Here is a 15522-nt window from a genome sequence, read left to right on the forward strand (position 1 = left end):
TGCAGATAGCGATGCGGACTCAGATTCTGACGCAGATAGCGACGCTGATTCAGACTCAGATGCCGACAGTGATGCAGACTCGGACGGTTTTATAGAATACGAAGGAGATAGTGATGCCGATGGTGATGCAGATTATGAGTCAGATTCAGATGCAGACTCAGACAATGATAAAGATCATTCAGATGATAAAGCATTACCAGAAACTGGTGAAGAATCAAATTCAAATAATGCAACATTATTCGGAACTTTATTTGCTGGCTTAGGCTCATTATTCTTATTCGGTAGACGCCGTAAAAAAGATGCAGAAAACAAGTAATAATTAAATATTATTCAAATATTAAGCATGATAAGGAGCCAGGTCAATGAGACCTGGCTTTATTTAAAATAAAAAACAAAATTACATAAAATTAACTAATATTGTTATAATTAAAAGCATAAAGAGTTTAAAGTACGGAGGGTAATATGAATATAGAAAGTAAAATTAAGGATTTAGTAGAATTTATAAAAAATAAAGAAATTATTAAAGAGTATGTTTTTTTGAGTTTGGGGAAACCAAATGTTAAAGCTCAAGTGAAAATTATAAAAAGAACTAATTATTTAGAAAGAGAAATAATTAAAATATGTCAAAAATATAAGAAACAAGCAGGCGAGTTTCCAACTTGGATTAAACTAGATATTGTTACTAATTATGAAACTGTTCTTTTTAAAGACTTAAAAAAAGAAATGATTAATACGAGACGAAATTATATCGATTTTGGAATATCATTAGATAAAAATTGGAATGTTACATTCTTACCTGAAGAAATTAATGTCAATGCATTTGTTAGACCGTCTAAAAAGACAAAGGAGTTTTATTTGTCAGAAGATAATATTAATAACTATATTAGAAAATACACTAATTATAAACGACCATATTCACATGAATTGTATGAATCTAAAGAAGTTATTAAATTTTATACAACGTCTTATTTTTTAGATGATGATCAAGTATATGAGCTAGAATCAGAGGGTTATAAGAAAGGTCTAAGAAAGATTGATAATTTAAACGATGAAATCGATCAATTAATAAATAGTAGTGCTCATTTTTTAGAAAATATGTTAGAAGATAATGGTAAATTTAAATATGGATATTTTCCACATTTCGATAAAGAGATAGGATTTTATAATATTTTACGACATTCATCATCAACTTATGCATTAATTGAAGGTTTAAATTATATGAATGAATCTCTTGAATCAACAGAAAAAGCTATAGAGTATATTATTGAAAATCATATTTATGAAGTTAATGGAAATGCTTATGTATTTGATAATACTAAAAACGCGAATGAAATTAAACTAGGTCAAAATGCGTCGTTTATTTTTGCTGTTTGTGAATACTTAAAAAAACAACAAAATCCATATTATCTAGAAGCTGCTCAAAAAGTAGCTAAAGGAATTCTGTCTATGATTGATGAAAATACTTGGGATACTACCCATGTTTTAAACTATCCAGATTTATCAGTTAAAGAAAAATTTAGGATCGTTTATTATGATGGAGAAGCAGCATTGGCTTTAATGCGTTTATATCAACAAGATCATAATGAAAAATGGTTAAATACTGTTAAGAGTTTAGTAGATCAATTTATTTCTAAAGATTACTGGAAATATCATGACCATTGGTTAGGTTATTGTACGAATGAACTTGTCCAAATCAGTCCAGAACAAAAATATTTTGAATTTGGTATTAAGAATGTAAGTACACATTTAGATTATATTAAAAATAGAGAGACAACTTTTCCAACATTTCTAGAAATGCTAATGGCTACATATAAATTAGTTCAAAAAGCAAAGGCAGAGGGATATGAAGACTTAGTTAATTCACTCATTGATGAACAAAAATTGATAGATATTATCCACATAAGAGCTAATTATCAAAGAATTGGATTCTTTTATCCAGAATTAGCAATGTATTTTAAAAATCCTTCAAGAATATTGGGTAGTTTCTTTATCAAACACCATGGTTATAGAGTGAGGATCGATGACATTGAACACTATCTTTCAGGATATGTTCAGTATCAAAATGTTTTTAAATAAAGACCAAGGAGTATAAGTTATGGATAATAAAGAGAACGAAAAAAATATTAATAATGATGATGAAAAATCTGAATTAGATAAAGAAATTGAAGCTGAATTAATTGAATATATGAATAGTGATAAAAAAGAAGAAAAAGAAGAAAAAAAGAAATATAAAACAGCTGGATTTATTGTTGCATTAGTCATTGCAATCTTATATATGGTTAAATTCGCTAAGCATTTTATGTATATTGATTTGCATTCACTAATGCATTAAAATGGCTTAGTTATTAAATATATGATTGTACTTATAGTGTTACAAAGAATTAACAAAAATGAGCACTAAGACGGTTTTTTATAAAAACCATCTTAGTGCTTTTTGATTGTTATTATTAATTATATTTGGTTTGGAAATATTTAACTATTGGTACTTGTCATATTTTCCCAAAAATAAATTTTCAATGAATGTAATAGACTTTTCTGAAATGAATGGATTACGTAATAATTTAATTAATGTTTTTTTTGTATGTTTAAATAATCTCATTGGAGCATATTGACCTCGTTGAATCATGTCAACATAACGGTTTAAAAATATAGTAAGCAAATCTTGCTTTCTTTGTTGAGAAATATTATTTTGGTTCACTATAAAATCATACACAGCAGAATATATTTTCACTGCATCTCGAGGAGGCGTAGATGAATTTGACAATGCAACATCATCTTGAGCTTCATAAAAATAATAATCTTTTTCATAGCCTAAAATGGTTATATAATTAACTACACTGTATACTTGCATTAAAAACCAATTATCTTCACGTACTTTTATATCTTTTGGAAAGCGAATATTGTAATCCTCGATAATAGATCTTTTAATAAATTTACCTATAACATTTAAACTATTATAAAGTTTAGTATTTTCAAATATTAAATCAGATTTTGTATATTTGTATGAAAAGGCGGATCGACTTATAGGTCTATTGCTATTTATTGCTCTGAAATAAGGCATGCATATCATATCATTATTAGTTGTATTTGTAATTTCCATTGCATCGCTTATAGAATAAGGTGTAATGTAATCATCTGAATCAATAAATAATACCCATTCTCCGTTAGCGTTATCCAGTGCTTTATTACGAGGAACTGAAGCGCCACCTGAGTTCATATTACTTTCTAAAATAATTAGATTAGGTATTAATGATTTAAATTGTTCAACTACTTTTAAAGAGTTATCTGTAGATTTATCATCAGAAATAATAACTTCAATTTTATCTAAATTATAATCTTGTTCAGCAATTTTAGTTAACAGTCTGGCGATTGTGCTTTCTCTATTATATAAAGGAACAATTATGGAAACATCTATTTTATTATTCATTTTACATCTCCTGTATAGTGAAATAATATTTCTTTCGCTTCATTTTCATTTGCAAATGATGTGAAAATGATTGTTTTATTATCTCCACGAATAAATCCACTTTTATATTTTAAACCTATTAAGAAGTAATTGTTGAATTTAAATAAACTATATTTATAATTTTTGTAAATATTGAATAAGTCTCCAACAGTAAAGCTTTGTCTCTCTTTAACTCTGAATCTACCTGTTAAATTGATAGCGATAGAATTACTTAAATTAAATTTATTAATTGCAAAATTTGTATATTTCTTTCTATTTGCAAAATTTTCAAATAAATAATCTACAAGTTCATATGTTTCTGACGGATGTGGCCCTTTAGTCATTGAAGATAGCAAACTAAATACATTTACTTTTTTTCCTTTGAAAAATGTTGAGTTATTAGTTACCCATTCTTGTAACTCTAATTCTTCGTTTTGAGCATTTTCATCAATTGCATTCATGTAATAAAGCAGTGGACCCATGCCTTCAACTGTCATAGAATTTTCTGTATTATATTCGTGTTCGATTTTACTAGTTACATTATCGACAATAATATAACTTTTTCCTGCTTTACTTATTGAAGAAAATAACTCTTCTTCATTTTGTAAATTCACTCTTTTTAATATATGTGGAAGAGTTTTAGCGATTTCAGGAAACTCAGTACCACCACTTGAAGATTTTAATAATGTAATTGAATCTGAATTACATAAATATTTTAAATCATTAATCATTAATTCTTTATTTGGGTACCATGTAATATTTTTATTATTAATTTTATTAACTACAGGTCTTAAATCATCATCTAAACAAAGAATATGATCAGCATTTGAATTAGTTAAATATGGTATTAATTCCTGATGGATTTCTTTAGACTTATGCCCTAAATCATTAATTTTCCCTATTGCAATAATTTTATTGCCACTAAAGAATTGAGTCTGACTATCAAAAGCTTTTATTGCATTTATCATGGCAGGAAGTGAAGCATTATGAGTATCATCAATTAATGTTAACTGATGAGATTTTGTTATAACTTTTTTCATTTTTAATATTTTAGAGAATGGTTTAAAATCATAAAGATGTTTAGGATTAATAGGCACATTTAAATTTTTCATGATAAGTAATGCACCTAATGTATTTGAAATCATACCATCACTTATTGTATTGATTTGATACTCATTAATATCATGATTATTTTCAATACCAATTTGAATAGCACCTTTTAAATAATTTATATATGATGGTGCTAGATTAGAAGGTTTAGTATTATCTATTGAATAAGTCTGTACATTTTCTGTGAATTGTGAAGCTTGTTGCTTTAAATAATCTAAGAACATTGTGTCGCCATTAATAATAGCTATGCCGTTTTTATTGAGACCTGCAAAAATTCGAGCTTTTAGCTCAGCGATTTCATGAATACTTTTGAATGTTGAATAATGTGCAGCACCAATTCCAGTAATAACGGCAATATCTGGTTTGAGATATAATGCTGTGTTTTCCCTATGATTGATAGCATTAAGAGAAGTTTCAATTACGGCAAAGTCAGGATTTTTAATCAATTTTAGCATATTAGCATAAATAGCGGCTCTAATATTATTATTCCCTCTATTTTCAAGAACATTATAATCTTGCAGTAAAGAAGAAGTTAGCATTCTAGTTGAACTTTTCCCCATCGATCCTGTAATAGCTATAACTGGATTTTTATATTGGTTTCTTATGTAAGTTGCAAGTTTTTTAATGGCTTTAACAGAATCATGAACGATAAGTTGAGGAATTTTATGTTCCATATTTTCAACGTATTTTTCAGTAATTATTAAGCCAATATTTTCGTTAGATTTATCAATTAAATCATTTCCATCTGGAGCATTTTTACTTCTCCCAAGTTCTTTCCACCAAGTTTCTTTGTTTGGAGAAAAGTAAGCAGTATTTTTAGATTTGACAAAGCTATAAATAGTTTCAAAATCGTTAATTTCTTTATTTAATTCATTTGGTTCAACATCATACAAAGAGCCTTCTATAATAGTTGATATATCTTTAATTGTTAACATAATAATCCCCTTAAACTCCCTACACTTTTTAATAGCATTTTTATTTAAAAATATTAATAAAAATAGGATAACTTAAATTTTAAAATAAATCTTCAATAATTATATCATGATATTGTGTGTGATTTAAGTGATTTATATAATTTAAGGATAATTGTTTTAAAATTCTAACTATTTGTGGTAGCGCTTACAAATAAATATATGATAAACTACATACAAGTGTAAATGTTCATGAAGGGGTGGGGCTTAATGAAACGTTATCGTTATTTTATTATTACTATGATTGTGCTTATGACAATGATTAATTACATTGACAGAGGGGCCATTTCATACGCGCAAGAAGATATTATTAAAGAATTTGGATTCGACACGATTGCTTGGGGAACTATTCTTGGCTATTTCGGTTATGGTTATATGTTTGGTTCACTATTAGGTGGTATTACAGCAGATAAAAAAGGACCAAAATTTGTTTGGATTGTAGCAGGAACAGCTTGGTCATTAGTTGAAATTGGAATGGCATTTGCCGGAGAATTAGGTATGGCAGTGTTTGGTGGTTCAGCTTTAGCTGGTTTTGGTATGTTACATGTTATGTTTGGTATAGCTGAAGGTCCAATATTTTCAACAATCAGTAAAACAAATGCGAACTGGGCAGCACCAAAAGAAAGAGGATTACTTTCTGCCTTAGGATTAATTGGGGTTCCTCTAGGTGCAGTAATTACTGCTCCAATCGTTTCTGGATTTCTAACTATTTCAAACTGGCGTTTATTATTTGTTTTATTAGGTGTATTAGGTCTTGTTTGGGTAATCATTTGGGCTAAGGTATTTACAGATTACCCTGAAGATAATAAAAGGATTTCTGAAGAAGAACTTAAATCAATACGTTCTACAGAGGATAGTTTAAATGTTGAAAAAACAGTTGATACGAAAAATCTAAAGAAGAATGGTATCACTTTTTCACAAGTACAACACTCATTTGTAACATGTTAGGTTATTTTGGTTTCCAATATGTGAACTTCTTGATATTAACTTGGACTCCTAAATACTTACAAGACGAATATCACTTTGAAATACACTCTTTATGGTATTTAGGTATGATCCCTTGGATAGGTGCGGTGTTCACAGCATACTTTGGTGGACAACTTTCAGATTGGCTTAGAAAGAAAACCGGAAGTTTAAGAATTGCACGATCAGGTTTATCTATAGCAGGTATGATTTGTGCAGGGACATGTTTCGTAATTATTCCGTTTACGCATAGTATTGTCGCAGTGATGATATTGATGATGATAGGAAATGCATTTATTTTCTTACCAAACGCAGTTTATTGGGCAGTTATCATTGATACTACACCAAATAACACTGGTACATTTGGTGGTATCACACACTTCTTTGTTAATACAGCGACAGTTATTGCGCCAACATTAACAGGTTACTTAGTAGCATCATACGGCTATTCTTCAATGTTCGTTTCTGCAGTAGTAGCATCATTGATTAGTATTGTTGCAATGTGCTTTGTTAAACCAGGTGAAAAGAAAATGCATATTTCAAAATAAAAATAACCTGAGACTTAATTACAAGTCTCAGGTTAACAAATAAATAATATATTGGCAGTCCATCCGTTATAGAAATATCGGATGGACTGTTTTTTTATTTTCTATATTTTAAACGAGCAAATGCATCATGTTGGTGTATTGATTCTTCATTTCGACATTCAATGTCAAAGCCTTCAATCCAATCAAATTCAACTAAATCTGCAGCGATTAAACGAATTAAGTCTTCAACAAAACGTGGATTTTCATAAGCACGTTCTGTAACACTTTTTTCGTCTGGGCGTTTCAATATAGGATATAATATTGAGCTAGCGTTAGCTTCCATAGCGTCTAAAATTTTATCTTTGTAATCATCTATAACAATGTCATCTTTGTTTAGATATGCTTTAACTGTAACAATCCCACGTTGATTGTGTGCTGAGTATTCGCTGATTTCTTTAGAGCAAGGGCATAAAGTAGTAACAGCAGCTTGAATAGTTACTTCTTTACGCGTAACTTTAGTACCTTCAATTGCGATACCATAAGTGACATCAGCATTTCCAATCGCTTTAATATTAGTTACAGGGCTAAAACGATCAAAGAACCATTTACCACTAACATCAACACCTGCTGCGTTTTGATTCATTTTTTCTTGCAATGTTCGCAAAACATGGTATAGCGTATTAAATTCCAATTCAATTCCATTATTGTAATGTTTTTCAACACTTTCTAAAATACGGCTCATATTAATGCCTTTTTCGTCTTTATTTAAACTTGTTGAAAAACTAAACGTTCCTGCTGTTTGAAACTGATCAATTAATACAGGATAAGTTAAGTTTTTAATACCAACTTCTTCGATCTCAAATAAGAAGTTTTTGTGCGTACTTTGCAAATCAGTCATTTCATTTTTAGTTGTGGGTTTCGTACCTTCGATAGGGTCAACAGAACCAAAATGTTTCCATCGGCCTTCACGTGTAGATAAATCAAATTCTGTCATTGTTAACCTCCATTAAGATTCGAAATGATAAGTCCAGAATGGTTCGATTTCTAAAAAGCTATGAACTTCTCCACCAACTTGTGGACTTGCTAATTCTTTTAAAAATGGTCCAGTTTGTGAAGCGTGTGCTTCAAAAGCTTTAATTTTAATATCTTTGTATTTAGAAATATCATTTTGGATGTCAGGTTCACCTAATATATCGGGTGCATCATTACTAAACGCAACTAATGTTAATCTTGGACGTTCATTCTCTGGCATACGTCCAACAGTTCTTACTACTGCTTCACCAGTTGCTTCGTGGTCTGGATGAACTGCAAACTTCGGATAAAAAGAAATAATTAATGAAGGATTAGTTTCATCAATCAAATTTTTAACCATATCATCCATTTGTTCATGTGGTTCGAATTCAACAGTTTTATCTCTGAGTCCCATTTTTCTTAAATCAGTAATGCCAATCGCTTTAGCGGCATTTTCCAATTCTTTTTCACGAATATCTGGTAATGATTCTCTAGTAGCAAATGGAGGATTACCCAAATTCCTGCCCATTTGGCCTAAAGTTAAACAAGCGTATGTTACCGGAACACCTGCCTCGATATAACTTGCGATTGTTCCCGCAGATGAGAAGGTTTCATCATCTGGATGAGGGAATATAACGAGTACATGTCTTTCATCTGTCATGAATCTTACCTCCTCTATATTGTAAATGGCTTATCGCTAATTTCTAATGTAGCAGCCAATTGTCCTTCATAATTAAATCCAGCTATGAGACATTCATTATTTTGGTTAACTTCATAATGTGTTAGTCCCTGAACATAAACCCAACCTCCGTCGCGAAGTTTTAATCCGATACGGTATGGATCTTTATCTCCACCTTTAAGTTGTGCATGTTCAAATGTTACTTGAATATTTCTCAAAAAAGTACCAGCATTAAATACACGTTCATCAAAATGGTTAGCATAAGCACCATTTGTTGTTTCAACATGTAGGTAAACGTTTTTGTTTTCATAAGAAGTTAATAAATCCATCACTTCTTCATATTTAATAGGTTCCAACACGTTCACTCCTTACACCATTCAATGTGTTTATCAGTCTATTTTACTAAAAACAACTCAATAAATGTACATCTCTGCTCAATTTATTTAATTAATTTTGTAATTATTTCCATATATTAACATTTTCATGAAGGGATATCACTTTATTACGGAAAAATATTGTGTCGTGTTATAATCCAAAATGTAATTAAGGGGTTGGTTATTATATTGTTTGGTAGTAATTATTTGAGGTGATTTTTTATGAAAATTATTAATTTAGGCACTAAAGAATTAGCATCATTTTATGTTGCTTGCGAATTATTTAAACAAATGTATGAATATCCAAATAGTAAGTTAGGTTTAGCGACTGGTGGAACTATGACAAATGTTTATGAACATTTAGTTTCGTTATTAAAGAAAAATCAATTAGATGTATCAAAGATAACAACATTTAATTAAGATGAATATGTTGGTTTAGAGCCTGAACACAATCAAAGTTATCATTATTATATGAATCAAATTTTATTTAATCAGTATCCGTATTTCAATCGTCAAAATATTCATATACCAAATGGAGATGCTTCCAACTTAGATGAAGAAGTGAAACGGTATAATCAAATCATTGAATCTGAGGGGCCTATCGACGTTCAATTGCTAGGTATTGGAGAAAATGGACATATAGGATTTAACGAACCAGGTACAGATTTTGGTAGTGAAACACACGTTGTTGATTTAACTGAAAGTACAATTAAAGCGAATAGTAGATATTTTAATCATGAATCTGAAGTGCCTAAACAAGCAGTTTCTATGGGGCTTCAATCTATCATTAAAGCTGAAAGAATTATATTATTGGCATTCGGAGAGAAAAAAAGAGAAGCCATCAAAAATTTATTAAATCAACCCATATCAGAAGATATTCCATCTACCATTTTAAAGACGCATGTTAATGTAGAAATATATGTAGATGATGCAACTGCACCGGATGTCGATTAGCTTATAAACATACGTTTCGTTTAAAGTAAAAGTTTAAAGGGTAATTCATTCAATGTGAGAGAAAAACAGTTTAAACTGAAAGGATGAATTATAATGGAATTACAATTAGCAATTGACTTATTAAATAAAGAAGAAGCAGCAGAATTAGCGAAAAAAGTAGAAGAATATGTTGATATTGTTGAAATTGGTACTCCAATCGTCATTAATGAAGGTTTACCTGCAGTCCAACATTTAAATGAAAATATTAATAATGCAAAAGTTTTAGCTGACTTAAAAATCATGGACGCAGCGGACTATGAAGTTAGCCAAGCAGTTAAATTTGGTGCAGATGTAGTAACAATTTTAGGTGTAGCTGAAGATGCTTCAATTAAAGCAGCAGTAGAAGAAGCACATAAAAATGATAAACAATTATTAGTAGATATGATTGCCGTGCAAGATTTAGAAAAACGCGCAAAAGAATTAGACGAAATGGGTGCTGACTACATTGCAGTGCATACTGGTTATGATTTACAAGCAGAAGGACAATCTCCTTTAGATAGCTTACGTAAAGTTAAATCAGTGATTAAAAATTCTAAAGTAGCTGTAGCTGGCGGTATTAAACCAGATACTATTAAAGATATTGTTGCAGAAGATCCTGACTTAGTTATTGTTGGTGGCGGAATTGCTAACGCTGACGACCCTGTAGAAGCTGCTAAACAATGTCGTGACGCTATTGAAGGTAAGTAATTATGGCTAAATTTAATAATTACCAACTCATTTTAGATGAGCTAAAAGGAACTTTATCTCATGTAAAGGATGAAGAGTTCGACGGATTTGCTTCTGAAGTAACAGAAGCTTCTCGAATATTCGTTGCAGGTAAGGGTCGTTCTGGATTTGTTGCAAATAGCTTTGCAATGAGATTGAATCAGTTAGGCAAACAAGCATTTGTTATTGGTGAGTCAACGACGCCATCTATACAAAAAGGCGATTTATTCATTGTCATTTCTGGTTCAGGTTCTACGGAACATTTACGTTTATTAGCTGACAAAGCGAAATCAGTTGAAGCTGAAGTTGTGCTATTAACTACTAAACTTGATTCTGCAATTGGTGAAATTGCAGACACAGTTGTTGAATTACCAGCAGGTACTAAACATGATGCTGAAGGTTCAGATCAACCATTAGGTAGTTTATTCGAACAATCGTCTCAAATCTTTTTAGATAGTATTGTGATTGGTTTAATGAACCAACTTAATGTTGACGAAACGACAATGCAAAATAATCATGCAAACTTAGAATAAATAATCAATTTAGGCTGGGACATAGAAAGATGTCTCAGCTTTTATTATGGCATAATATATGTTAATTTTGTTATATAATAAAAAAATAAACCTTAATTTGATATTTTAGAGGTGAATAATTTGAATTTTGATAATTATATTTTTGATTTTGATGGGACATTAGCAGATTCAAAACAATGTTCAATTGAGGCGACTAAAGAAGCCTTTGCACAATTTGGATTAACAGATCCAAGTGATTCAGAAATTATTCATTATATGGGAATACCAATTGAAAAGTCATTTATGGAGATGAGTGATCGTTTTTTATCTGAAGAAGCGTTAGATCAACTGTTACAACTTTTTAGAGAACAGTATCAACAATTCGAGGCGAGATATTTATGTTCGTATTCTGGAATAGCAGAAACACTAGATCAATTAAGTAGACAAAATAAGCAAATGTTTGTTGTATCTAGTAAAAAAACGAATGTATTACAAAGGAATTTAGAACATTTAGGTTTGAGTCGATTTATTAAAGAAGCTATTGGTTCTGATAAAGTGAAACATTATAAACCCGACCCAGACGGATTACAGTATATTCTTCAAAATCATAACCTTAATCCAGCGAATAGTATATATATCGGGGATGCTATATTTGATATTCAAATGGCTAAAGCAGCTGGAATTAAATCTTGTGCAGTAACTTGGGGTTCACATTCATAAAAAGATTTAATCAGTGAAAATCCAGATTATGTATTAAGTGAAGTGGACGAGATAATTAGAGTTTTATAACTTACAAACATGATAAATAAATAATATATCAATTAAAGTTAGAGTATTAAGTCATTAAAATGACAGTTAAAAATGCTCTAACTTTTTTATTTATCAACGAAACAAATTAAATGTTAATATAATATATAAATAAGTTAACATTTGTAGGTGGGAATATGGCAGAATTACTTCAACAATTACAACAATATGCTATAACAAAATCAGAACAACCAGCTGTGATTATTGATGATGAAACAGTTACGTACCATGAAATATGTTTATTGATGAACCAAAACAAAAAAACAATGACTTCTATCCCAAAAGGCGTCAGGGTAGCATTATGCCATCATAATGCATTAAAAAATATTATCGACTATTTGACTTTATTGTCTTTAGATTGTGTACCGTGTTTATTGGATAGCAAATGGAGTTTGAAAATGATTAGAGAGCTTATGAATACTTATCATATACCATTTCATAATATGGAAAATGAAATATCGAAAGTCTCAGCAGTTAAACTGACATCAATAAAAGATAATCCAACTAATATCTTACATATTGGTTTTACTTCAGGTACAACTGGTTTACCTAAAGCTTACTATCGTAACGAACCGTCATGGATTGTTTCGTTCGAACAAAATGAAATGCTTATGCAAAGACAAGAAAAAATATTTGTAGCACCTGGCCCTTTATCACACTCTTTGTCACTATATGCTTGTATATACGCTCTTTATACTGGTCGCACGTTTATTGGACAAAATCATTTTAATTCGATACAACTCATTGACAAATTGAACGCCATTCAACTTCCTACTGCGATGTTTTTAGTGCCAACCATGTTACATCAACTATTGTCCAATCATGATATGCCAACATGTTTGTCTAGTATTTTTAGTAGTGGTGATAAATTAAATAAGCATATGTTCTATAAATTAAAAGAACAGTTATCTCATGTAAATTTAATAGAATTTTTTGGGACATCGGAAGCTAGTTTTATAAGTTATAACTTAAACCAAAGCGCACCCGAATCATCAGTTGGTAAATTATTTTCAAATGTTGATTACCAAATAAAGAACAAAGATGAAGAAGGTATAGGTCGATTATATGTCAGAAGTAATATGACGTTTAGTGGTTATGTGAATGATGAGAACGAATTACATGATTATCAATGGATTAGTACAGGTGATTATGCACATATTGATGAGAAGCAATGTTTGTATTTAAGAGGAAGAGTTGGGTCAAGATTGATTATAGGCGGTAAAAACGTTTATCCAGCTAAAATAGAAAGCGAAGTTACTAAAATCCATGGAATTAATGAAGCTATTGTTATAGGACAGCAACATGATAAATTTGGAGAAATTGCTGTTTTACTATATACAGGCGATATTGAATTAGATTATAGACAATTGAAAACGTATTTAATGAATAAAATAGATAGGTACGAAATTCCTTCTAAGATAAAGAAGGTAACTAAAATGTCGTATACACGAAGCGGCAAAATATCTCGATTTGAAATGGAAAAAAGATGGAATACAGGAGAACTAAAATAATGAAACAACCCGTTATTGTTGCAGCTAAAAGGACAGCATTTGGCAAATATGGAGGTAAATTAAAACATCTAGAACCAGAGACATTATTAAAATCATTATTTAACTATTATCAAGATAATTATTCAGAAGTGATTGCTAATTTAGATGAAGTTATTTTAGGAAATACAGTAGGAAATGGTGGCAATATTGCACGGAAATCTTTATTAGAGGCTGGCATTGATGATGCGATACCAGGATTAACGATAGATAGACAATGTGGTTCGGGGTTAGAAAGTATCATTTATGCTTGTCGAATGATACAAAGTGAAGCTGGAAAAATTTATCTTGCTGGTGGAGTAGAAAGTACAAGTCGAGCACCATGGAAAATACTACGACCTCAATCTGTATATGAACAACATTTCCCTCAATTTTATGAGAAAGCTTCATTTGCACCAAAGGGACAGGATCCAACTATGATTGAAGCAGCTGAAAACGTTGCTAGAAAATACAACGTATCACGGGAAGACCAAGATCAATTTGCATATCAAAGTCATCAGCGCACAAGATTGAATTATGAAAATGGAAATATAAACCAAGAAATAGTCCCTTTAATAGTAAAAGGTGAAAAATTTGAAGACGATGAAAGTATAAAACCTAATTTAAATTTAAAAACATTATCGCGATTTAAGCCACAATTACCTAATGGTACAGTGACAGTAGGAAATAGTTGTATGAAGAATGATGGAGCTGTATTGGTTTTAATTATGGAACTTGAAACAGCGAAATATTATGGATTTAACAATGGTCTATATTTTAAGGGTGCCATGACAAAAGGTGTAGACCCTAACATACTGGGGATTGGTCCGGTACCTGCTGTACAGAATTTACTTAATTGTTATGAATTAACCATTCATGATATTGATGCAATAGAACTGAATGAGGCATTTAGCGCACAAGTTTTAGCCTCACAAAAATTATTAAATATACCAGATTATAAATTAAATCAATGGGGTGGTGCTTTAGCGTCTGGACATCCATATGGAGCAAGTGGTGCAGCCTTAGTGACACGATTGTTTTATATGAAAGATAATTTTAGAACAATAGCGACTATGGGTATAGGAGGTGGCCTCGGTAATGCAGCTTTATTCGAACGATGGGACACAAAGTGAAATAAGAGAAATTCGATTTAATGAAGAGGAGGTAATGAGATATTGTCAAATTATTGGTGTGGAATATAAGGGTTATGTTCCTGAATTATTTTGTGCCAAGTTATGGCCAGAATTCACATTGTTCCAGGAATTTATAAATGAAAAAATCTATTTGAAAGAAACAAAAGTATACCAAACCAATAAATTAGTTACATGTACAAATTATAAAGCAGAATTACGCAAAAAAGAGGTACTTAAAATCAAAAATTTCATCAAATACACCTACACTTTGAAAATTAATAAAGATAATAATAATTGTATTTATATAGAACAAATATTTATAAAGGTAAATCAGAAATGAAGATAAATGAGCAACTAATAAAACACTATTTGGCATGTGTAAACGATAAAAATGAAATCCATGATGATATTGTTCCAGGACAATTAGTTTGTGATATTGTGATGAATAAACTCGATATAACGTGGTCTTCTTATAAAATAAAATACTTTAGAACCATTGGTATTAATGAAGATATTGATTATTCAATGAAAAATAAGGATACGATAACGGTTTGGAATAAAGAAGATGGGGTAAAGTTAATTGTTGTAAAAATTAGATAAAATAGAATTTGTTTTAAATAATTTTTCTTAATGGATGATTTGATTGAATAGATTTTTTTATTTTAACTAATTTTCTGTAAAATGAATAAATTTGTATTTTTGAATTTAAATAAAATTAAATCAATTTGACAACATTAACTATCATAGTATAATTATGTAACATACA

The 15522-nt window shown here is 30.2% G+C and carries 14 protein-coding genes and 3 pseudogenes; 12 read left to right on the forward strand and 5 right to left on the reverse strand.

The window, feature by feature from the left end; all coding sequences use genetic code 11:
- The 3 genes from CD121_RS12275 to CD121_RS07585 all read left to right on the forward strand — a co-directional run.
- The coding region (locus CD121_RS12275; protein ID WP_185817756.1) for an LPXTG cell wall anchor domain-containing protein at nt 1–316 on the forward strand (316 nt) is incomplete at its 5' end.
- A gap of 146 nt (nt 317–462) precedes the next feature.
- Nucleotides 463–2076, forward strand: coding sequence for a poly(glycerol-phosphate) alpha-glucosyltransferase (locus CD121_RS07580; RefSeq protein ID WP_126567778.1), 1614 nt, complete (start codon nt 463–465; stop codon nt 2074–2076).
- Nucleotides 2077–2095: 19 nt separating this feature from the next.
- Complete coding sequence (locus CD121_RS07585; RefSeq protein WP_126567781.1) at nt 2096–2332, forward strand: hypothetical protein; 237 nt, start codon at nt 2096–2098, stop codon at nt 2330–2332.
- 144 nt (nt 2333–2476) lie between these two features.
- On the opposite strand, the gene CD121_RS07590 is transcribed toward CD121_RS07585, so the two are convergent.
- Nucleotides 2477–3427, reverse strand: coding sequence for a glycosyltransferase family 2 protein (locus CD121_RS07590; RefSeq protein ID WP_126567784.1), 951 nt, complete (start codon nt 3425–3427; stop codon nt 2477–2479).
- A complete protein-coding gene (locus CD121_RS07595; RefSeq protein ID WP_126567786.1) occupies nt 3424–5490 on the reverse strand; it encodes a Mur ligase family protein in 2067 nt (688 codons plus the stop codon). Before CD121_RS07595 ends, CD121_RS07590 begins: the two co-directional genes overlap by 4 nt.
- A 246-nt stretch (nt 5491–5736) precedes the next feature.
- Here CD121_RS07595 and CD121_RS07600 point away from each other — a divergent pair.
- A pseudogene (locus CD121_RS07600) lies at nt 5737–7037 on the forward strand (MFS transporter).
- A gap of 94 nt (nt 7038–7131) precedes the next feature.
- Here CD121_RS07600 and folE2 read toward each other — a convergent pair.
- Genes folE2 through CD121_RS07615 form a run of 3 tightly spaced genes read right to left on the reverse strand, consistent with a single transcriptional unit; the run spans nt 7132 to nt 9065 of the window.
- Complete coding sequence (gene folE2 / locus CD121_RS07605) at nt 7132–8010, reverse strand: GTP cyclohydrolase FolE2 (RefSeq protein ID WP_017636402.1); 879 nt, start codon at nt 8008–8010, stop codon at nt 7132–7134.
- A gap of 12 nt (nt 8011–8022) precedes the next feature.
- On the reverse strand, nt 8023–8688 hold the full coding sequence (bshB2, locus tag CD121_RS07610; RefSeq protein WP_126567789.1) for a bacillithiol biosynthesis deacetylase BshB2: 666 nt from the start codon (nt 8686–8688) through the stop codon (nt 8023–8025).
- A gap of 14 nt (nt 8689–8702) precedes the next feature.
- Complete coding sequence (locus CD121_RS07615) at nt 8703–9065, reverse strand: YojF family protein (protein ID WP_185817755.1); 363 nt, start codon at nt 9063–9065, stop codon at nt 8703–8705.
- Between the two features lie 237 nt (nt 9066–9302).
- Here CD121_RS07615 and nagB point away from each other — a divergent pair.
- The 8 genes and pseudogenes from nagB to CD121_RS07655 all read left to right on the forward strand — a co-directional run bounded on the left by nagB (nt 9303) and on the right by CD121_RS07655 (nt 15356).
- Nucleotides 9303–10034, forward strand: a pseudogene (gene nagB / locus CD121_RS07620) (glucosamine-6-phosphate deaminase).
- 93 nt (nt 10035–10127) lie between these two features.
- Nucleotides 10128–10760, forward strand: coding sequence for a 3-hexulose-6-phosphate synthase (hxlA, locus tag CD121_RS07625; RefSeq protein ID WP_029056369.1), 633 nt, complete (start codon nt 10128–10130; stop codon nt 10758–10760).
- A 2-nt stretch (nt 10761–10762) separates the two neighbouring features.
- Entirely contained in the window at nt 10763–11311 is a 549-nt protein-coding gene (gene hxlB, locus CD121_RS07630) for a 6-phospho-3-hexuloisomerase (RefSeq protein ID WP_126567794.1), read from the forward strand.
- Nucleotides 11312–11431: 120 nt separating this feature from the next.
- Nucleotides 11432–12079: pseudogene (locus tag CD121_RS07635) on the forward strand (HAD family hydrolase).
- Between the two features lie 155 nt (nt 12080–12234).
- The gene (locus CD121_RS07640) at nt 12235–13608 is read left to right on the forward strand and encodes an AMP-binding protein (RefSeq protein WP_126567796.1); all 1374 of its coding nucleotides are present in this window, start codon (nt 12235–12237) and stop codon (nt 13606–13608) included.
- Nucleotides 13608–14756: a thiolase family protein gene (locus CD121_RS07645; protein WP_126567799.1), complete on the forward strand. Its 1149-nt coding sequence runs from the start codon at nt 13608–13610 to the stop codon at nt 14754–14756. The genes CD121_RS07640 and CD121_RS07645 overlap by 1 nt, the downstream gene beginning before the upstream one ends.
- The gene (locus CD121_RS07650) at nt 14722–15096 is read left to right on the forward strand and encodes a VraC family protein (RefSeq protein ID WP_126567801.1); all 375 of its coding nucleotides are present in this window, start codon (nt 14722–14724) and stop codon (nt 15094–15096) included. The genes CD121_RS07645 and CD121_RS07650 overlap by 35 nt, the downstream gene beginning before the upstream one ends.
- Nucleotides 15093–15356 carry a hypothetical protein gene (locus CD121_RS07655; protein ID WP_029056373.1) on the forward strand — a complete coding sequence of 88 codons (264 nt, stop codon included), beginning with the start codon at nt 15093–15095 and terminating at the stop codon, nt 15354–15356. Before CD121_RS07650 ends, CD121_RS07655 begins: the two co-directional genes overlap by 4 nt.
- The last annotated feature ends 166 nt before the right edge of the window (nt 15357–15522 follow it).

This window comes from Staphylococcus pasteuri (genome assembly GCF_003970495.1).
GTDB classification, from domain to species: Bacteria; Bacillota; Bacilli; order Staphylococcales; family Staphylococcaceae; genus Staphylococcus; species Staphylococcus pasteuri.